The 19,410-nt window shown below is 70.2% G+C and carries 18 protein-coding genes and 1 pseudogene; 15 read left to right on the top strand and 4 right to left on the bottom strand.

Annotated elements, in window-relative coordinates; genetic code table 11:
* Window positions 1-9 precede the first annotated feature (9 nt).
* Window positions 10-2,031 (bottom strand): beta-galactosidase, encoded by a 2,022-nt coding sequence (locus tag G3I71_RS37505; protein ID WP_164322060.1) that lies wholly within the window; start codon window positions 2,029-2,031, stop codon window positions 10-12.
* A 202-nt stretch (window positions 2,032-2,233) separates the two neighbouring features.
* On the opposite strand from G3I71_RS37505, the gene G3I71_RS37500 reads away from it, so the two are divergent.
* The 5 genes from G3I71_RS37500 to G3I71_RS37480 all read left to right on the top strand — a co-directional run bounded on the left by G3I71_RS37500 (window position 2,234) and on the right by G3I71_RS37480 (window position 6,881).
* On the top strand, window positions 2,234-3,550 hold the full coding sequence (locus G3I71_RS37500; protein WP_164322058.1) for an ABC transporter substrate-binding protein: 1,317 nt from the start codon (window positions 2,234-2,236) through the stop codon (window positions 3,548-3,550).
* Window positions 3,547-4,470 carry a carbohydrate ABC transporter permease gene (locus G3I71_RS37495; RefSeq protein ID WP_164322056.1) on the top strand — a complete coding sequence of 308 codons (924 nt, stop codon included), beginning with the start codon at window positions 3,547-3,549 and terminating at the stop codon, window positions 4,468-4,470. The genes G3I71_RS37500 and G3I71_RS37495 overlap by 4 nt, the downstream gene beginning before the upstream one ends.
* Window positions 4,467-5,372: a carbohydrate ABC transporter permease gene (locus tag G3I71_RS37490; protein WP_164322054.1), complete on the top strand. Its 906-nt coding sequence runs from the start codon at window positions 4,467-4,469 to the stop codon at window positions 5,370-5,372. Before G3I71_RS37495 ends, G3I71_RS37490 begins: the two co-directional genes overlap by 4 nt.
* Window positions 5,369-6,400 (top strand): LacI family DNA-binding transcriptional regulator, encoded by a 1,032-nt coding sequence (locus G3I71_RS37485; protein ID WP_164322053.1) that lies wholly within the window; start codon window positions 5,369-5,371, stop codon window positions 6,398-6,400. Before G3I71_RS37490 ends, G3I71_RS37485 begins: the two co-directional genes overlap by 4 nt.
* 61 nt (window positions 6,401-6,461) lie before the next feature.
* Window positions 6,462-6,881, top strand: coding sequence for a MarR family winged helix-turn-helix transcriptional regulator (locus tag G3I71_RS37480; RefSeq protein ID WP_164322050.1), 420 nt, complete (start codon window positions 6,462-6,464; stop codon window positions 6,879-6,881).
* Between the two features lie 94 nt (window positions 6,882-6,975).
* Here the strand turns inward: G3I71_RS37480 and G3I71_RS37475 are convergent, their stop codons facing one another.
* Entirely contained in the window at window positions 6,976-7,824 is an 849-nt protein-coding gene (locus G3I71_RS37475; RefSeq protein WP_164322049.1) for a LysR family transcriptional regulator, read from the bottom strand.
* A gap of 372 nt (window positions 7,825-8,196) precedes the next feature.
* On the opposite strand from G3I71_RS37475, the gene G3I71_RS37470 reads away from it, so the two are divergent.
* The 9 genes from G3I71_RS37470 to G3I71_RS37430 are packed head-to-tail and all read left to right on the top strand — an operon-like array spanning window position 8,197 to window position 17,108.
* Window positions 8,197-8,919, top strand: coding sequence for an alpha/beta hydrolase (locus tag G3I71_RS37470; protein ID WP_164322047.1), 723 nt, complete (start codon window positions 8,197-8,199; stop codon window positions 8,917-8,919).
* Entirely contained in the window at window positions 8,916-9,767 is an 852-nt protein-coding gene (locus tag G3I71_RS37465; RefSeq protein WP_164322045.1) for a sulfurtransferase, read from the top strand. Before G3I71_RS37470 ends, G3I71_RS37465 begins: the two co-directional genes overlap by 4 nt.
* Window positions 9,768-9,824: 57 nt before the next feature.
* Entirely contained in the window at window positions 9,825-10,706 is an 882-nt protein-coding gene (locus G3I71_RS37460) for an ABC transporter permease (RefSeq protein ID WP_164322185.1), read from the top strand.
* A gap of 5 nt (window positions 10,707-10,711) precedes the next feature.
* Window positions 10,712-11,431, top strand: coding sequence for an ABC transporter ATP-binding protein (locus tag G3I71_RS37455; protein WP_164322043.1), 720 nt, complete (start codon window positions 10,712-10,714; stop codon window positions 11,429-11,431).
* A complete protein-coding gene (locus G3I71_RS37450; RefSeq protein WP_164322041.1) occupies window positions 11,428-12,399 on the top strand; it encodes an ABC transporter substrate-binding protein in 972 nt (323 codons plus the stop codon). Before G3I71_RS37455 ends, G3I71_RS37450 begins: the two co-directional genes overlap by 4 nt.
* Before the next feature lie 23 nt (window positions 12,400-12,422).
* On the top strand, window positions 12,423-13,529 hold the full coding sequence (locus G3I71_RS37445; protein ID WP_164322039.1) for an LLM class flavin-dependent oxidoreductase: 1,107 nt from the start codon (window positions 12,423-12,425) through the stop codon (window positions 13,527-13,529).
* Between the two features lie 59 nt (window positions 13,530-13,588).
* The gene (locus G3I71_RS37440; RefSeq protein WP_164322183.1) at window positions 13,589-14,602 is read left to right on the top strand and encodes an ABC transporter substrate-binding protein; all 1,014 of its coding nucleotides are present in this window, start codon (window positions 13,589-13,591) and stop codon (window positions 14,600-14,602) included.
* Window positions 14,599-15,735 (top strand): acyl-CoA dehydrogenase family protein, encoded by a 1,137-nt coding sequence (locus G3I71_RS37435; protein WP_164322037.1) that lies wholly within the window; start codon window positions 14,599-14,601, stop codon window positions 15,733-15,735. The genes G3I71_RS37440 and G3I71_RS37435 overlap by 4 nt, the downstream gene beginning before the upstream one ends.
* Complete coding sequence (locus tag G3I71_RS37430) at window positions 15,732-17,108, top strand: FAD-linked oxidase C-terminal domain-containing protein (RefSeq protein ID WP_164322034.1); 1,377 nt, start codon at window positions 15,732-15,734, stop codon at window positions 17,106-17,108. The genes G3I71_RS37435 and G3I71_RS37430 overlap by 4 nt, the downstream gene beginning before the upstream one ends.
* Window positions 17,109-17,120: 12 nt before the next feature.
* Here the strand turns inward: G3I71_RS37430 and G3I71_RS37425 are convergent, their stop codons facing one another.
* On the bottom strand, window positions 17,121-17,531 hold the full coding sequence (locus tag G3I71_RS37425) for an SseB family protein (RefSeq protein WP_164322032.1): 411 nt from the start codon (window positions 17,529-17,531) through the stop codon (window positions 17,121-17,123).
* A gap of 241 nt (window positions 17,532-17,772) precedes the next feature.
* Here G3I71_RS37425 and G3I71_RS37420 point away from each other — a divergent pair, with 241 nt between their 5' ends.
* Window positions 17,773-19,038 (top strand): alpha-L-fucosidase, encoded by a 1,266-nt coding sequence (locus G3I71_RS37420; RefSeq protein ID WP_164322030.1) that lies wholly within the window; start codon window positions 17,773-17,775, stop codon window positions 19,036-19,038.
* A 63-nt stretch (window positions 19,039-19,101) separates the two neighbouring features.
* Here the strand turns inward: G3I71_RS37420 and G3I71_RS37415 are convergent.
* A pseudogene (locus G3I71_RS37415) lies at window positions 19,102-19,281 on the bottom strand (NUDIX hydrolase); the annotation flags it as partial.
* Window positions 19,282-19,410 lie beyond the last annotated feature (129 nt).

The raw sequence follows: 19,410 nt of genomic DNA, 5'->3' as shown, positions 1-19,410 counted from the left end.
ACTTGCGGCTCAGCCGTCGAGTCGTACGACCCGGACGGCTCCGGCGGGCAGCGCGAGGCGGCCCGCGGCTCGTTCGCCCGTCAGCAGTTCGGTGCCGGGTGCCTCCAGGGGCACCTTGGTGTCCGACGCGGTGTGGTTGACGGCGAACAGGTAGGTTCCCGACTCGCCGGTGCGGCGGACGAGTTCGACGTCGTGCGGGAGGTCGGCGCGGGGTGCGATGTCGGCGTCCTCGGTGGCCCAGCCGAGCAGGGCGTCCAGGCCGTGCGCGTCGAGGCGGGTCGACACGTACCAGGCGGTGCCCTCGCCGAGGCGGTGGCGGGTGACGGCCGGCTGGTCGGCGGTGAGTCCGTCGGCGTACGTCCAGACGGTCTCGGCGCCGCGCGGGACGACGAACTCGGTCCACACGTCGCCGGTCAGCTCGGAGCCGTCGGGGCCGGTGATGCGCACGGCGTCGCCCTGGAGCAGCGGTGAGAACTCCTCGACGGTCAGGCCGAGTACATCGCGCAGGGCACCCGGGTAGGGGCCCTCGTGCACGGCGTCGTGCTCGTCGACGATGCCGGAGAAGTAGGAGACGACGAGGGTGCCGCCGTTCTCGACGTACTCCCTGAGGTTGTTCCCGGCGGCCTCCGTCATCAGGTACAGGGCGGGGACGACGACAAGGGGATAGGCCGACAAGTCGGCTTCCGGGTGGGCGAAGTCGACCGTGAGGTGGCGGTCGTACAGAGCCTCGTAGAAGGCGTCGGCGCGCTCTCGCGGGTCGAGGTCCTCGCTGGGGCGCCACTGGAGGTTCTGCGCCCACCAGGAGTGCCAGTCCCACAGGACGGCGACGTCGGCGACCGTGCGGGTGGATCGGATCGAGGCCAACGAGTCGAGGGAGGCGCCGAGTTCGACGACCTCGCGCCACACGCGGGTCTCCGTGCCGCCGTGCGGGAGCATCGCCGAGTGGAACTTCTCGGCGCCGCGCCGGGACTGGCGCCACTGGAAGAACATCGCGCCCTCGGAGCCCCGGGCCACGTGGGCGAGGGAGTTGCGGGCCATCTGGCCCGGTGCCTTCGCGGGGTTGCGGGCCTGCCAGTTGACACCCGAGGTGGAGTGCTCCAGCAGGATCCAGGGGGCGCCGCCGCCGACGGAGCGGGTGAGGTCGGCGGCCATCGCCAGGTTGACGTGGGTGCGGCGGCCGTCGGTGATCAGGTAGTGGTCGTTGGTGACGATGTCGACCTCGCGGCCCCAGGCCCAGTAGTCGACGGAGTCGCACTGGCTGAGCGCGGTCATGAAGTTGGTGGTGACCGGGATGCCGGGCGACAGGCGGTGCAGGATGTCCCGCTCCATCACGAAGTTCTCGCGCATGGTGGCGTCGGCGAACCGCTTGTAGTCCAGTGCCTGGCCCGGGTTGCCGACCGTGGGTGCGGCGCGCGGCGGGTTGATCTGCTCGAAGGTGGCGTACCGCTGGCCCCAGAACGCCGTTCCCCAGGCCTTGTTGACGCCGTCGACCGTCTCGTACGCCGTCTCCAGCCAGCGGCGGAAGTGGTCGGCGCAGGAGTCGCAGTAGCAGGCCGAGACGGGGACGCCGTACTCGTTGTGCACGTGCCACATCGCGAGCGCCGGGTGGGTGCCGTAGCGCTCGGCGAGCTTCGTGGTGATGTTGGCGGCGGCGGCGCGGTAGTCGGCGTTGCTGTGACAGATCGCGGCGCGGGAGCCGAACTCGTAGCGCACACCCTCGGGGGTGACCGGCAGCGCGTCCGGGTGCTCGCGGTAGAACCAGGCCGGCGGGGCCACCGTGGGCGTACCGAGGTCGGCACGGATGCCGTTCTCGTGCAGCAGGTCCAGCAGACGGCTCAGCCAGCCGAAGTCGTACACCCCGGGAGCGGTCTCCAGCAGGGCCCACGAGAAAATTCCGACGCTGACCATCGTGACGCCGGCCTCGCGCATCAGCCGGACATCCTCCTGCCAGACGCTCTCCGGCCACTGCTCGGGGTTGTAGTCCCCGCCGAAGGCCAGCCTGGTGAGGCCCGTGGGGGTGGTCTCCGGCATGGAATGTCTCCCGGTTGGTGGGTCACTGTGGAACATATCTTGGGAACGTGCACACACAGCTTTCGTAGTGCGGGCCCTAGATAACCGCACGGCAACAACCATTGACAAGTGTCCAGTGTGTTTCTCTACTGTGAACGCTCACAGAAGGATGGCGGGCTTTCGCAGCAGGCGAGGGCCCCACCAGGTCAGGGGAGAACGTTCCATGCCGAACACGAAGCAGTGGCGCCTCGTGGCAACCGCAGTCGCCGTCACGCTCGGCGCCACCACACTCGCCGCTTGCGGGTCCGACGACGACAGCGACGCCCAGTCGGGCCCGGTGTCGCTGACGTACTGGACCTGGACGCCCGGCATGGACAAGGTCGTCGACCTGTGGAACAAGGGGCCGGGCAAGGAGCAGCAGATCACCGTCACGGTGAAGAAGCAGGCGTCCGGCGACACCCTGGTCACCAAGATCCTTACCGCGCACAAGGCCAAGAAGGCGCCGGACCTCGTGCAGGCCGAGTACCAGGCACTGCCGACGCTGGTCAGCAATGACGCGCTCGCGGACATCTCGGGCGATGTCGGCGACACGAAGAAGGACTTCGCCGAGGGTGTCTGGCAGCAGACGACGCTGGGCACGGACGCGGTGTACGCGGTGCCGCAGGACATCGGGCCGATGATGTTCTACTACCGCGAGGACCTCTTCAAGGAGTACGGCCTGAAGGTCCCGACCACGTGGGAAGAGTTCGCCCAGACCGCCCGGGACCTGAAGAACAAGGCCCCGGACAAGGACCTCACCACCTTCTCCGCCAATGACTCCGGTCTCTTCGCGGGCCTGGCCCAGCAGGCCGGCGCCAAGTGGTGGACGACCTCCGGCGAGAAGTGGAAGGTCGGTATCGACGACGCGGCGACCCAGAAGGTCGCCAAGTTCTGGGGCGACCTCGTCAAGGAGGGCGCCATCGACAACCAGCCCATGTACACCCCGGCCTGGAACAAGGCGCTCAACACCGGCAAGCAGATCGCCTGGGTCAGCGCGGTGTGGGCGCCGGGCACACTGACGACGGCCGCACCGGACACCAAGGGCAAGTGGGCGATGGCCCCGCTCCCCCAGTGGTCGGCCGGCGAGGACGTGACGGGCAGCTGGGGCGGCTCCTCGACCGCCGTCACCACCGACTCGGGCCACAAGTCGGCCGCCGCGAAGTTCGCCGCCTGGCTGAACACCGACCGTGCCGCGCTGGCCGCGCTCGCCAAGGAGGGCGGGATCTACCCGGCCGCCACGGGCGCCCAGCTCAGCGGCGCGTTCGTCAAGTCGCCCGAGTTCTTCTCCAACCAGGCGGACTTCTACACCCAGGCCGCCGAGATCGCGAAGACCACGGCACCCTCCGCGTGGGGCCCGAACGTGAACGTGGCGTACACCTCCTTCAAGGACGCGTTCGCCTCGGCCGCGAAGAACAAGTCGGACTTCGGTGCCGCCCTGAAGACGATGCAGGACGACACGGTCGCCGACCTGAAGAAGCAGGGCTTCGGAGTCGCGGAGTGACCAACGCACGCCGGAGGTCGTACGGGGTCAGGTCGGCCCCGTACGCCTTCCTCCTTCCCGCGGTGATCCTCTTCGCCCTCTTCTTCGCGCTGCCCATCGGCTACGCACTCTGGCTGAGCCTGCACAAGGTGAAGGTCTCCGGCCTGGGCCTCGGTGCCGGGGCGCGCAAGGAGGTCTGGGCGGGCATCGGGAACTACACCGACGCCCTCACCGACAACGAGTTGCTGAACGGCGCACTGCGCGTGGTCGGCTACGGCGCGATCGTGGTCCCGGTGATGCTGGGGCTCGCCCTCGTCTTCGCGCTGATGCTCGACGCGGACAAGGTGCGGTTCACCCCCTTCACCCGGCTCGCGATCTTCCTGCCGTACGCCGTTCCGGGCGTCGTCGCCGCGCTGCTCTGGGGCTTCCTGTACCTGCCGGACGTCAGCCCGTTCTACTTCGTCCTGGACAAGCTGGGGATGCCGCAGCCGGACCTGCTGGACGGCGGTCCGCTGTATCTCGCCCTCTCGAACATCGCGGTGTGGGGCGGTACCGGCTTCAACATGATCGTCATCTACACCGCGCTGCGGTCCATCCCGGCCGAGGTGTACGAGGCGGCAAAGCTGGACGGCGCCACCCCGCTGCAGATCGCGCTGCGGATCAAGATCCCGATGGTGGCGCCCTCGCTGGTGCTGACCTTCTTCTTCTCGATCATCGCGACGCTCCAGGTGTTCAGCGAGCCGACCACCCTCAAGCCGCTCACCAACTCCGTGTCCACGACGTGGAGTCCGCTGATGAAGGTGTACCAGGACGCCTTCGGCAAGGGTGACATCTACTCGGCCGCGGCCGAGGCGACGATCATCGCGATCGTCACGCTGGTCCTGTCGTTCGGCTTCCTGCGGACCGCGAACTCCCGTAACAAGCAGGAGGCAGCACGATGAGTTCTCTTGCCGTGGGCAAGGCGGAAGCGGCGACGGGCACCAGGCCCGGCACCGCACAACGCCCGCCCCTGCGCAGCCGGATCGCCCTGATCCCGACGATCACGCTTCTGCTGGGCGCGCTGTACTGCCTGCTGCCGGTCGCGTGGGTGGTGATCGCGGCGACAAAATCGGGCAGCGAGCTGTTCTCCACGTTCACGTTCCTGCCCGGCAGCGGCTTCACGGACAACATCAAGGAACTGAGCGCCTACCGCGACGGCGTCTACTGGAAGTGGATGGGCAACTCCGCCCTCTACGCCGGGCTCGGCGCCTTCCTGTCGACAGCTGTCTCGGCGATCAGCGGCTACGCGCTGGCGATCTACCGGTTCCGCGGCCGGGAGACGGTGTTCAGCGTCCTTATGGCGGGCGTGCTGATGCCGCCGGTGATCCTCGCGATCCCCCAGTACCTGCTGCTGGCGAAGGCTGACATCACGGACTCGTACGCGTCCGTGCTGCTGCCGCTGATCCTCTCCCCGTACGGCGTCTACCTCGCGCGGATCTACGCCGCCGCGGCGGTGCCGACCGATGTGGTCGAGGCCGGACGGATGGACGGCGCGAGCGAGTGGCGCATCTTCACCAGGGTCGCGCTGCCGATGATGATCCCGGGCCTCGTGACGGTGTTCCTGTTCCAGTTCGTGGCCGTGTGGAACAACTTCCTGCTCCCCTACATCATGCTCAGCGACGACGAGAAGTTCCCGATCACACTGGGTCTGTTCACGCTTCTCGAACAGGGAGCGAACACTCCGGCCCTCTACACGCTGGTGATCACGGGCGCGCTCCTGGCGGTCATCCCGCTCATCGCTCTGTTCCTGGTCATCCAGCGGTTCTGGAGCCTCGACCTGCTGTCCGGAGCCGTAAAGTCATGACCATGAGCAATACCGGGGGCCGGCGCAAACCGCCGACGATCCACGACGTGGCCCGCGAGGCGGGAGTGTCCCGAGGCACCGTCTCGCGCGTACTCAACGGCGGGCACTACGTCAGCCCGACCGCGCACGAGGCGGTGAACGCCGCTATCCGCAAGACCGGTTACGTGGTGAACCGCCACGCCCGCTCGCTCATCACCGGCCGTTCCGACTCGATCGGCTTCCTGCTGACGGAGCCTCAGGAACGCTTCTTCGAGGACCCCAACTTCAATGTCCTGCTGCGGGGTTGCACCCAGGCACTGGCGGCGCACGACATTCCGCTGCTGCTGATGCTGGCGGGCACCGAGGACGAACGGCGCCGCATCACGCGGTACATCACCGCCGGCCATGTCGACGGGGTGCTGCTGGTCTCCAGCCACTCCGGTGACCCGGTCGCGCAGGAGCTGTGCGAGGCGGGCGTACCGCTCGTCGCGTGCGGCAAGCCGATCGGCCTCGGTTCCAAGGTGAGCTACGTGGCCGCGGCCGACCGCGACGGCGCCCGGGACATGGTCCGCCATCTCCTGTCGCTGGGCCGCCGCCGCATCGGCGTGGTCACCGGCCCGCTCGACACCCCGGGCGGCGTGGAACGCCTCGCCGGCTACCGCGAGGTCCTCGCCGAGGAGGGCATCGAACACGACGACCGCCTCGTCGTCTCCGGCGACTACAGCCGGGCCAGCGGCGAGGCCGGCGCGGAACGGCTGCTGGCCCAGGCCCCGGACATGGACGCCGTGTTCGTCGCGTCCGACCTGATGGCCCAGGGCGTGCTCACGGCACTGGAACGGGCGGGACGCAGCGTCCCCGGGGACGTGTCGGTGGGCGGCTTCGACGACTCCTCCGCCGCCCTGGCCGCCCGGCCCCAGCTGACGACCATCCGGCAGCCCTACGACCGGATCAGCGCCGAGATGGTCCGGGTACTGCTCGCGCAGATCGGCGGCGAGGACCCGGCGGCGGTGATCCTGCCCACCGAGCTGATCAAGCGGGGATCCGCCTGAGTCGGCGATCACATCACCTCGCCCACGTCGTTTTTTATGCATACGCATTAACATGGGGTGCATGGCAACGAACAAGGCCGGTGCGGGGCTGGCGGACCAGTGGCGGGACATCCTGGCGGCGCACGCCCGCACGATGTGCGAGATCGACCGCGCACTGCATCCGCACGGCCTGGGTGCCAGTGACTTCGAGGTGCTCGACGTCCTCGTCGCCGAGGCGGCCTGCGCGACGGACACCTCCGACCCGGGCGAGCAGTGCCGGGTGCAGGACATCGCCGGGCGGGTCCACCTCAGCCAGAGCGCGCTGTCGCGGCTCATCGGACGGCTGGAGAAGGACGGACTGGTGGAGCGGAGCATGTGCGTGGAGGACCGGCGGGGGGTGCGGGTCGCTCTGACCGCTCGGGGGCGTCAGCTGCACGGTGAGGTTCTGCCGCTTCAACGTGCCGCGCTGGCGCGGACGTTGGGAAGCCGAGTGGATAGGTAGTTCGTCTGCTGCGGGTCGGTGGGGGCTTGTCGCGCCCACGCGGCGGAGCCGCATGTCGACACAGCCCCGCGCCCCTTGACGGGCGCGATTGTCCTCAACTCAGTAGTTGTCGTACCGCCGCGAACGCCGCCTCCACCGTGGCCGGGTCCGTGCCTGGGCGGGCCAGGGCGCTCATCGGGATCGGGGGGACCGGGGGCAGTCCCCCGTACGGGGTGAGGCCGTCGGGGGCCGGGCCCACCGTGGCCAGCAGGGCCACGCCACGGCCGGTGCGGGCCAGGTCGAGGACGCCCGCCAGATAGCCCGCGTCGCCGACCACCAACGCCGGGACGCCCTGCTCGGCGAGGGTCGCGATGGCCCGGCGCCGGATGGCGCAGGGGTCCTCGATCGCGACCAGCGGGACGGGGACAGGAGCGGCCGGGGGCGTCCAGCCGGGCGGAGCGTGCCAGGTCAGCGGCAGGCCACCGACCGATGTGCCCTCCGTCGCGGCGGCCTCCGTGACGTACACGGCGACATCGACGCTGCCGCGTTCCACCGCCTCCACCAGCCGCGCCGACCGGTCGATACGGAAACGCACCCGACAGCCGGGCCGCACCGCCTCGACGGCCGCCGTCAGCAGGGGCAGGAACTGGTCGGCGGCATGCTCGGTGGAGCCGAGGGTGATCGTGTCGCCGTCGACGTCGAGCAGCGTGCGTACGGCCTCGTCGTGGACGGCGAGGACACGGCGGGCCTGTTCGAGCAGCAGTCGGCCCTCCGGGGTGAACCGCGTGCCCCGGCCCTCACGCTCGACGACGGGCCGGCCCAGCGTCTTCTCCAGCCGGCGGACGTGCTGGCTGACCGCGGACTGGCTGAGGGCGAGCGCTTGGGCCGCGCGATGGAAACCGCCGTGGTCGGCGATCCCGGTCAGGCTGCGCAACGCCACGATGTCGAGCACAGGTTGGGGCATACGGTGACCGTAGCCCGCCCGGCTCATCGATCGCCATTCCCGATCGATCACGGATTCCGATCGATTTCGATGCGGAATCGTCGTTGGACGTGATGCACCGGAGCCGGTCATGATGAGCGCATGGCGTATCCGACCGCATTTGCTGCCCTTCTCACGCAGCGCCGAGTCATCGACTTCGGCGTGGCGTGCAGCGCGCGCTGTCGTTGATCCCACGCCGCCTCCCGGCGTTTCCGTACGGCCTCCACTGATCGGCTTCCCGCTGCTCGCCTGCCGGTAGGCCGTCCTCCCTCTCCCCCTCTCTCTCCGGTCCTTCTCCTCATTCCCTCTCTCCACGCGCCCTTTTGCCTGCCCTGAAACGGGAGTCGCCCCCTCATGTCCTCTTCCTCCCTCTCCTCCGCCCCCACCTCCTGGGACGAACCCGAAGGTCTCGCCGCGCGCGGCACGCTGATCGTGCTGTCGGGCCGGGGCGAACACGGCGGTGTGTACGAGCGGTTCGGCCGCCGTCTCGCCTTCGACGCCTACCGTGTACGGGCGTTGGGCGACCCGTCCGCCGATCCGTCCGTGCTCGACGAAGCGGCCAAACTCCTCACCGACGAGTCACTGCCGGGCCCGAAGGTCCTCGTCGGCTCGGACACGGGTACCCGGTACGCCCTTCAGGTCGCCGCCGAGCACCCGGCGGGCGTCGACGCGCTGATTCTCGTGGGTCTGCCCACCAGTCCCTGGGAGTCAGGGAGTTGGGACGACGAACTTGCGGCGCGGACCGCCTGCCCGACCCACCAGGGGCGCCTCGCCGACGACCCCGCCTTCCGGCGCGGTGCGATCGGGACGACCGTCGATCTGCCGGAGCCGCACCTCGACCAGGTCCAGGTGCCCGTGCTCGCCCTGCACGGCAAGGACGACCCGGTCAGCCCGCTCGACCTGGCGCTGAGCGTCTACGAGGGTCACGGGCACGTCCGGACCGTGACCTTCGTCGGTGGCCGGCACGACGTTCTCAACGACGCGCTGCACCGCACCGCCGCCGCCACTGTCGTCCTCTTCCTCGAACGGCTGCGCCTGTCCCCCGAGCTGCCCGTGATCGCGAAGGGTCTCGCATGAGCACCTCGCGTGTGACGACGACCGTCGCCGAGTTGCACGACGCCCTCGCCTCCGAGAACCCGCCCCTCGTCCTCGACGTCCGCTGGGCGCTCGGCGATCCGTACGGCCGCGACCACTACGCGGACGCACACATCCCGGGCGCCGTGTACGTCGACCTGGACACCGAGTTGGCCGGGCCGCCCAGCCCTGAGGGCGGCCGGCATCCACTGCCGGAACTCGCGGAGTTGCAGGCGGCAGCTCGCAGTTGGGGGCTCGGGCAGGACCAACCGATCGTCGTCTACGACGACTTGGGCAACACCGCCGCCGCTCGGGCCTGGTGGCTGCTGCGGTACGCCGGAGTGACCGACGTGACGCTGCTGGACGGGGCGTTGGGTGCCTGGCGGGCGGCAGGACTGACGCTGGAGTCCGGCCTCCCCGCCGATCCGGAACCCGGCGATGTCGTTCTACACGCAGGCGGACTGCCGCTCACCGATATCGACGGTGCCGCCGAACTCGCCCGCGACGGGCTTTTGTTGGACGCCCGTGCCGGCGAACGATATCGGGGTGAGGTGGAGCCGGTCGACCTCCGCGCGGGACACATCCCGGGCGCGGTCTCCGCTCCCACCGGAGAGAACCTCGCGGCCGACGGGACCTTCCTGCTGCCCGAGCTGCTGCGCAAGCGGTTCGAGGACCGGGGTGCCGCCGACGCGTCGCGCATCGGCGTGTACTGCGGTTCCGGTGTCACCGCCGCCCACCAGATCGCCGCCCTCGCCCTCGCCGGTTTCGACGCGACCCTCTTCGCCGGTTCCTGGTCCGCCTGGTCCGCCGATCCCACCCGCCCGGCAGCGACCGGCCCCGCCCCCGCCTGACCCGAGGCCCACGACTTTCCCCAGGCCCCAGGGCCCCGCGAGAGGAACCCCGCCATGATGACGACCAAACCGCTCGACGCGGCACCCCTGGCCCCGCTGCCGCCCCCCGACAGTCCCCCTGACCGGGCACCCCGGGTCACGATCCGCGGTGCCGCCCGCACCACCCGCCGCTTCCAGCTGCCGCGTTCGGTACGCCGGGCCTCCGGACCCGTGGGCCTCGTACTCCTCTGGTTCCTGACCTCGGCCACCGGTGTGCTGCCCGAGTCGGTGCTCGCCTCCCCCGTGGACGTCCTGAAACAGGCCGTCGACCTGACGAAGAACGGCGAACTGCCCAGCGCCATCGCCGCGTCGGGCCGCCGGGCAGCCATCGGCTTCCTCATCGGGGCGACGATCGCGCTCGTCCTCTCCCTGCTCGCCGGGCTGTTCCGGCTCGGCGAGGACGTCATCGACTCGTCGATGGGCATGTTCCGGGCAATCCCCTGGGTGGGTCTGATCCCGCTGTTCATCGTCTGGTTCGGCATCGAGGAGACCCCGAAGATCGCGCTGGTCGCCCTCGGAGTCACCTATCCCCTGTACTTCAACATCTACGGCGGGATCAGGTCCACCGACGCGCAACTCGTCGAAGCCGCACGGATGATGGGGCTCGGCCGGCTCGGGCTGATCAAGTACGTCATCCTGCCGAGCGCACTGCCCGGAGCACTCGTGGGGCTCCGGTACGCGCTCTCCACCGCCTGGCTCGCCCTTGTCTTCGCCGAGCAGATCAACGCGGACGCCGGGCTCGGTTATCTGATGAGCAACGCCCAGCAGTACTTCCGTACCGACATCATCGTGCTCTGCCTCGCCGTGTACGCACTGCTCGGCCTCGCCTGCGACTTCGCCGTACGGGTCCTGTCCCGCCGCCTGCTGACCTGGCGGGCCAACTTCGAGGGCGAGGCGTGATCACCATGGCCAACAGCGTGGAAATACGGGGGCTTTCGCGGGCCTTCGACGGCAACACCGTTCTGCACGAGCTCGATCTCGACATCCGTGAGGGCGAGTTCGTGGCCCTGCTCGGGCACAGCGGCTGCGGAAAGTCGACGCTGCTGCGCATCCTTGCCGGGCTCGACGACGAGATCGGCGGCGAGGTGACCGTGCCCGCGCGGCGCAGCGCGGCCTTCCAGTCGCCGCGGCTGCTGCCCTGGCTGAAGGTGTGGCGCAACGTCGTCCTCGGGCTGCCCGGACGGCCGAACCGGACCCTCGCCGCGAAGGCGCTGGACGAGGTCGGTATCGCGGACCGCGCGACCGTCTGGCCCAAGACACTGTCCGGCGGCCAGGCCCAGCGGGTCTCGCTGGCCCGAGCCCTGGTCCGCGAGCCCGAACTCCTGCTGCTGGACGAGCCGTTCGGCGCGCTCGACGCGCTGACGCGCGGCAAGGTGCAGCAACTGGTCGCCGAGCTCTGGCAGCGGCACCGTTGCGCGATCCTCCTGGTCACCCATGACGTGGAGGAGGCGCTGCTGCTCGCCGACCGCGTCCTGGTGATGGACGAGGGCCGCATCGCCCACGACCTCGCCGTCGGCCTGCCCCGCCCGCGCGACCTCACCTCACCCGAGTTCGTCACCCTCCGCGCCCGCCTCCTCGGCTGGCTCGGCGTCACCGCACACACCCTCGAAGGGACCCCCTCGTGATACGCAGACTCGCCACCGCCGCGCTGAGCGTCACCGCACTGCTGGCGCTGACCGCCTGCGGCGCGGACTCCTCGGCGGACGCCGCCGGGAGTGGCTCCAAAGTGACCCTCACCATCGGCGACCAGGCCAAGACCCTCCAGACCATCGTCGCTGCCTCCGGGGCCCTCAAGGGCGCCAAGTACAACGTGAAGTGGGCCGAGTTCGAGGGCGCGGCCCCGCTCTACCAGGCCGTGCAGGCGGGCGCCGCCGACACCGGCTTCTCCGCCGACCTGCCGGCGCTCCAGGCCCTCAGCGGCGGCGTGAAGATCAAGAACATCGCCGCCCTGAAGAACGACGGCACACATGTCGGTCTCGTGGTCCGCAAGGACTCCGGCATCGACAGCGTCAAGGATCTCAAGGGCCAGAAGGTCGTGGTCTCCTCTGCCAAGGGCAGCATCTCGGAGTACCTGCTGGCCAACGTCCTCAAGCAGAACGGCCTGGACTACAAGGACGTCAAGGTGCAGTACCTGCTGCCCACCGACGCGCAGGCCGCCTTCTCCTCCGGCAGGATCAAGGTCTGGGCGATCTTCGGTGTCTACCAGGCCGTCGCCCTGGAGCAGGGCGGCAAGCTGCTGGTCGACGGCGCGGACGGCCGGGTCAGTGGCTACGGCTTCGTCAACGCCTCCGACAAGGCCCTCGCCGACTCCTCGAAGAAGGCCGCGCTGTCCGACTTCCTGAAGCGGCTCGGTACGGCCCTGAAGTGGACCAGCACGCACAAGGACGCCTACGCGAAGGCCATCCAGGAGCGCAACGGCGCCGACGTCTCGGTGGCGAAGACGCTGGCCTCGGCGGCGTACGGCCAGGTCCTGCCGATCACCGACGACGTGAACAGGACCGTCCAGGACGTGGCCGACCTCATGAACAGCATCGGTGTCCTGGACCCGAGTGTCGACGTGGCGAAGTCGGCGGACACGTCCCTTCTCAAGTAACCATCACGACAAGGAAGTTCCCCATGCCTGTCGAGTTCATCAGCGCCGTCCACACCGACACCGGATCCAACGGCCCCGCCTCCAGCAGCCGCACCGGCGGCTTCGACCCCGACTTCGTCCGCAAGTACGCCCGTACCCTGGACGACGGTGGCTTCGACCACACCCTGGTCGCCTACCACTCGGCGTCCCCGGACGCCCTCCAGCTCGCCCAGTTCGTCGCCACCCACACCGAGCGGATCCGCCCGATCCTGGCCCACCGGCCGGGCGTGATCTTCCCGACCCACGCGGCCCGCGCGCTCGCCACCCTGGACCAGATCAGCAACGGCCGCCTGTCGCTGCACATCATCTCCGGGGGCAGCGACGAGGAGCAGCACCGGGAGGGCGACTACCTCAACAAGTCGGAGCGGTACGAGCGTTCGGACGAGTACATCCAGATCCTGCGGAAGGTCTGGCAGGCCGACGGGCCCGTCTCGCACGAGGGCAAGTACTTCAAGTTCGAGGGCTACTACTCGGACGTGAAGCCCTACAACGGACTGGTCCCGGTCTCCGTCGGCGGGTCGTCCCAGGACGCCTACCAGGTCGGCGGGCAGCAGGGTGACATCTTCGGGCTGTGGGGCGAGCCGTTGAAGGAGACGGCTGAGCAGATCACCGCCGTCAACACGGTCGCCAGGGCCGCGGGGCGCCCCGACCCCCGTATCTGGGTGTCGTTCCGCCCGATCATCGCGCCCACCGACGAACTGGCCTGGGAGAAGGCGCACCGCACGCTCGGCGTCCTCAAGGACCAGACGTCGAACACCGAGATGCTGCGCCACTACCGGACCAACGGCCGCCCCGCGAACGTCGGTTCGCAGCGGCTGCTGGACATCGCCGAGCGGGGCGAGGTCCACGACCGGTGCCTGTGGACCGCCCCGGCCGTCGCCACCAACGCGGCCGGCGCCTCGACCGCCCTGGTCGGCTCACCCGAGACCGTCGCGAAGGCGCTCCTCGACTACGTCGACATCGGCTGCGACCTGCTGTCGATCCGGGGCTACGACCCGCTCAACGACGCGATCGACTACGCCCGTTACATCCTTCCGCTGGTCCGCCAGGAACTCGCCCACCGCGCGGCGACGACGACCCGGGCCGCCTGACCTCACCAACTCCCCGCCCACCCCATCCTGTCTGCGAACACCCCTATGGAGACTCCGTGTTGCGCCGCTCACGCTCACTGCGCACGTCCGCCGCCGTCCTGCTGCTCGCCCTCACCGCGGCCTGCGGAAGCCAGGCCCAGGCCGAATCGCCGTCCGGCCAGTCCGCCGTCACCCTGAAGGTCGGCGCGACCGGCTGGAAGGTCGAGGAGGCGGTCCTGAAGTTCGCCCACCTCGACGACACCCCCTACAAGGTCAAGTGGAACGTCTTCCAGGGCGGTGACCTCCAGCTCCAGGCGATCCGCGCCGACGCCCTCGACGTCGCCTCCTCCAGCGAGATCCCGCCGATCTTCGCCGCCGCCGACGGCAAGCCGAACTTCAAGGTCGTCGCCGTGCAGCGCGGCTCCACGCTCAACCAGGAGGTCGTCGTCCCCAAGGGCTCGAAGGTGACCGACATCGCCGGCCTGAAGGGCAAGAAGGTCGGCTACGTCCAGAACACGACCGCCCACTACTTCCTCTACCAGCTGCTGAAGCAGGCGGGCCTGAAGTGGTCCGACGTCGACGCCAAGCCCCTCCTGCCCAACGACGGCCTCGCGGCACTGAACGGCGGCGGCATCGACGCCTTCGCCTCCTTCGGTACGTCGATCATCACCGCCCACCAGCAGGGCGCCACCACGGTCGGCTCGGGCAAGGACATCCTGTCGGGCAACTTCCTCTGGACGGCCCGCGACAGCGTGCTCAAGGACCCCGCACAGCAGGCGGCGACGGCCGATCTCATCGCCCGGATCACCCAGGCGTACGCGTACGTCAGGGACGGCCGCGTGGCCGAGTTCGCGAAGATCGTGTCGTCGAACACCCACCAGCCGCTCGCCCAGGCGAACAAGGACCTGGTCGCCCAGCAGACCCAGCGCCCGACACAGGCCCGCACGGTCGGCGACGACACCATCGCCTCGCAGCAGAAGGTGGCGGACGTCTTCAGCGAACTCGGCGCGCTCAAGGAACCCTTGGACGTGAAGTCGTTCTGGTCCACCAAGCTCAACACCGAACTGGCCGCCGACCTGAAGAAGACGCTGTGACCGCCCGCATCGCCGAACTGGCCGCCGGTTACGACCGGTCGGGCGCGTTCCCCGCCGAGTCCCTCAAGGCCGCCCACGAGGCCGGCCTGCTCACCGCCACCATCGGTGAGCGGTACGGCGGCCAGGGCGCCGGCGTCGAGGAGACCGCACGCATCCTGCACACCCTCGGCCAGGGCGACCCGTCCGTCGCCCTGATCGCCGCGATGACCCTGACCACCCACGGTCGGCAGTCCGTTCAGCCGCACTGGCCCGAGGAGTTGTACGCGCGGGTCGTCAAGGAGTCGTTCGTACGCCCTGTGCTCATCAACCACGCACGCGTGGAACCCGAGTTGGGCTCTCCAGCGCGCGGCGGACTGCCCGTCACCCGGGCCCGGCGCACCGGGGACGGCTGGTCGGTCAGCGGGACGAAGCGGTTCGTCACCGGCGCCGAGGGCCTGGACTGGTTCCTGGTGTGGGCCACCACCGACGAGCCGGAACCGCGCGTGGGCACCTTCCTGGTGCCCGGCGACTCCCCCGGCATCGAAGTCAGCGGCCACTGGGACCAGTTGGGGCTACGGGCGAGCGGCAGCCACGACGTGAAGTTCCGGGACGTGGAGGTGCCGTTCGAGCACGTCATCGGGCTCGCGCCGTACGGTCCGGCCGCCGAACAGGACAACCGGGCGGGCGCCTCCCTCCATCTGCCGCTCGCCGCCCTGTACTTGGGCGTCGCGAGGGCCGCGCAGGCGTACTTCCACACGTTCGCGCGGACCCGGGTGCCCGCCAACCTCGGTCACCCGGTGGCCCGTACGGAACGGTTCCGGCGGGCAGCCGGGGAGATCGAGGTCCTGCTCGACGGGGCCGAGCAGCTCGTCTTCGGCGGTGCCGCCCGGGTCGACGCCGCCGACACCTCGTACACCCCCGAACAGGCCCTGGGGGCAAGGGTGTTGGCTGACCGCCACGGCGTACAGGCGGTCGGGCTGGCGGTGCGGCTGCTCGGCAATCCGGGGCTGGCCCGGGGCAACCCCCTGGAACGCCACTTCCGCGACATCCAGTGCGCGCCGGTGCACGCTCCTCAGGAGGACATCTCCGTGCTCGCCATCGGAACGAAGGCACTGGAGGCGCAGGCATCGGCCGCAGAGGACGGCGACCGGTGACCGCTCCGACGACGACCGCATCCGCTCAGCTCCTGGGCCTCCTGGCCCGTGATCTGCCGCCCGACCGGCTGGCCACCGACCCGGCGACGCTGGCCGCGCACGCCACCGACCGCTCCGGTACCCGGGTGTTCGGCGGTCCGCTCGCCGTCGTGCACGCACGGCGGACCGAGGACGTGACCGTCACCCTCCGGCACGCGCACGCCCTGCGCGTGCCGGTGGTGCCGCGTGGCGCGGGCACCGGGCTGTCGGGCGGTGCGACGGCCGGCGAGGGCACCCTCGTCCTCGACCTGTCCGGCATGGACCGCATTCTCGAACTGTCGGCGGACGACCAGCTCGCCGTCGTCGAACCCGGCGTGATCACCGCCGAGTTGGACCGGGCGGCGGGCGCGCACGGTCTGCGGTACGCGCCCGATCCGGCGAGCGCGGCCCTGTCGACGATCGGCGGGAACATCGCCACCAACGCGGGCGGACTGCGCTGCGCCAAGTACGGCGTGACGCGGGACAGCGTGCTCGGTCTGGAGGCGGTGCTCGCGGACGGCACGGTGGTGCGCACAGGCCGCCGTACCGTCAAGGGTGTCACCGGCTACGACCTGACCGCGCTGCTCACCGGGTCGGAGGGCACCCTCGCGGTGATCACTTCGGCGACCCTGCGCCTGCGCCCGCTGCCGGTGGCCACGGCCACCCTCGCCGCCTACTTCCCGTCCTTCGAGGCAGCCGCCGAGGCCTCGTACGCGATCGGCAGGGCCGGGGTCGTCCCGGCACTGGCCGAGTTGGTCGACGGACCGGTGCTGCACGCCGTCGACCCGGCGCTGCGGGAGCGGGGCGCGGCCCTGCTGCTGGTGCAGTGCGACGGGGCGGGTGCCGGCGTGGAGGCGGCGGCGGTCGCCGAGGTCCTCGCCGGGACGGGGGCGACGTCGGTCGAACGGACCGAGGATCCCGCCGAGGCCGAGGCCCTGCTCGCCGCCCGCCGGGGCGCGCTGCCCGCGCTGGAACGGCTGGGCCGCCCGCTCATCGAGGACATCGCGGTACCCCGCTCCCGGCTCGCGGAGGCGGCCCGGGAGATCCGGGCCATCTCGCGGCGCCACGACGTCCCGGTGTTCACCATCGCGCACGCGGCGGACGGGAACCTGCACCCGATCATCGTCGTCGACCCGGCCCTGGACGGACTACCGGACGCGGCCTGGGAGGCGGCCGGCGAGATATTCGCCCTCGCACTGCGGCTCGGCGGGACCTTGACCGGCGAGCACGGAGTCGGGGTGCTGAAGCGGCAGTGGGTCGCCGACGAACTGGGGCCCACCGCCCATGCGTTGCAGCGCCGCATCAAGGACGCGTTCGATCCGCGGGGCATCCTCAACCCGGGCAAGTCCCTCTAGCCGGGCGGGGGTTCAGTACTCGAACGGCCTGGCCAGCAGGCTGCGTACACCCTCGGAGGTGATCGTCAGACCATGCGGGGAGGCCGCGTCTATGGTGAGCGCCAGGTCGCCGGTGGGCCACTGGTCGGCGAGTGCGCCCAGCGGGATCAGACGGTAGCGGGAGACGGCCGGCAGCAGCCCGGCCAGCTCCGGCTCCGAGGTGAACACGGGCACGGCCTCCCGCCCGTCCCGCTCCTCCAGGACGGGCAGCGCGACAGTCGAGGGGTCGCCGGCGTCCACGTCACTGACGTCGTCCGGTACGGGAACCAGCACGTCGCTCATCGCGAGGACGTCCAGCGCGGTCGGGTCCTGGCTGTCGCCGGCCAAGGCGTCGAGCGCCCGCCGGGCCGGTGTCGCGGTGTGATGGTGTGCGGGCGTCTCCATGGTGGGTCCCCTGGTAGCAGTGGTCGTACGGGCCGCCCGGGACACGGTCGGCCCCGGGCATGGTCGCCAGGCGCCTACCCGGCCGGGTCCAGGGCATGCGGGGCCCGGCGCGTCAGTGCGGTCGCCGCCGCCGTAGTCACGCGAACGAGTCTCACAGCGATCGCCCCCGATGGTGAGAACGAACCAGTAATGGTGACCGCCGCCCACGCGCGCGCCGACAGCCCGTGCCTAGCGTGGGCGTATGCCGATGCAACCCTGGTTCTCCGATGCCAAGCTGGGCATCTTCATCCACTACGGCATCTACGCCGTGGACGGCTGGGCCGAGTCGTGGTCCTTCTACACCGGCGAGGTCACGCACGAGGAGTACATGAAACAGCTCGACCGTTTCACCGCCTCGCGCTACGACCCGCACGCCTGGGCGGAGCTGTTCGCCCGCGTCGGCGCCCAGTACGCCGTCCTCACCACCAAGCACCACGACGGCGTGGCCCTGTGGGACACCGACCACCGGAATCTGGACGTGGTCCGGGACACCCCGGCAGGCCGCGACCTGGTCACCGGCTTCGTCGACGCTCTGCGCGAGCAGAACCTGAAGGTCGGCCTCTACTACTCGCACTCCGACTGGAACCACCCCGACTACGCGAGCCGGCGCCACCCAGGCCCGCACATCGTCGAGCCCAACGACTACTCCCACGCCCGCCCCGGCGAGGAGGACCCGGAGGCCTGGGCGCGCTATCTCGCCTACCGCGACGGCCAGGTGGGCGAGCTGGTCGAACGTTTCCGCCCCGACGTCCTCTGGTTCGACGGCGAGTGGGAGCGCACCGAGGAGCAGTGGCGGATGCGGGAGCTGTCCGAGCTGATCCTCGCGGGCAACCCGGACACCATCCTCAACGCCCGCATGCTCGGCTACGGCGACTACGCCACCCCCGAGCAGGGTGTTCCGCTGATCGCCCCGGACGGCCCGTGGGAACTGTGCCTGACGATCAACGACTCGTGGAGCTACCGGGCCACGGACCGCGACTTCAAGTCGGTGCGCCAGCTGGTGCGTTACTTCACGGAGACGATCGGCATGGGCGGCAACCTGCTGCTCGGGGCCGGCCCGATGGAGGACGGCACGATCCCCCCGGAACAGGTCGAGCGACTGGAGGGGCTCGGCGCCTGGGTCAAGAAGCACTCCGACTCGGTGTACGGCACGGTCGCGGGGCTGCCCGCCGGGCACCACTACGGCCCGAGCACGCTCTGCGCCGACCGGCGCACCCTGTACCTGATCTGCTTCGACGCGCCCCGCGAGGCCGTCTCGATCCGGGGCCTGCGCAACACGGTCCGGCGCGTCTCGGTCGTCGGCACGGGCACCGAGCTGGGCCACCACGTCACCGGGGGCCTCGACAAGGTGCCGGGCGTCACCTGGATCGACGCGCCCGGGGCGGCCGACCTCGACGAGTACGCGACCGTCCTGGCCGTGGAGCTCGACGGCGAACTGGACCTCTACCGGGGCACGGGCCGCGACTGACACCCGGGAACCCGTCCCGCCGGAATGTCCGGCGGGACGCTCACCGTGACGCCGCGGTCCGGGTCATTCGGAACCGGCGAAACCCGTGGTGTCGAACCATGTCGGCGCCTCGGCGTCGGACATCGCCTGCTTGATCCGGAACAGTGCGAACTCGTTCAGTTCCGGCAGCGCGTCCACCGCGAACCAGCCGACGTCCAGCGACTCGTCGTCGTTGACCCGCGCTTCTCCACCGACGGCCCGGCAGCCAATGCCGTTGCTTGATTACTGGACTATCGCGGTGTGCAACGTGATGGCCTTGGCTGTGATCCGCCGTGTCGGTTGCCGGTCCCGGGTGTTGATCCGGTAGGAGAGCTTCGAGGAGTACTTCGAGTC

Origin of the sequence: Streptomyces sp. SID12501 (genome assembly GCF_010550245.1) — a bacterium.
Classification (GTDB): Bacteria; Actinomycetota; Actinomycetes; order Streptomycetales; family Streptomycetaceae; genus Streptomyces.
The sequence above is the reverse complement of the archived record's forward strand: the minus strand, read 5'-3'. Positions and strand labels throughout refer to the sequence as shown.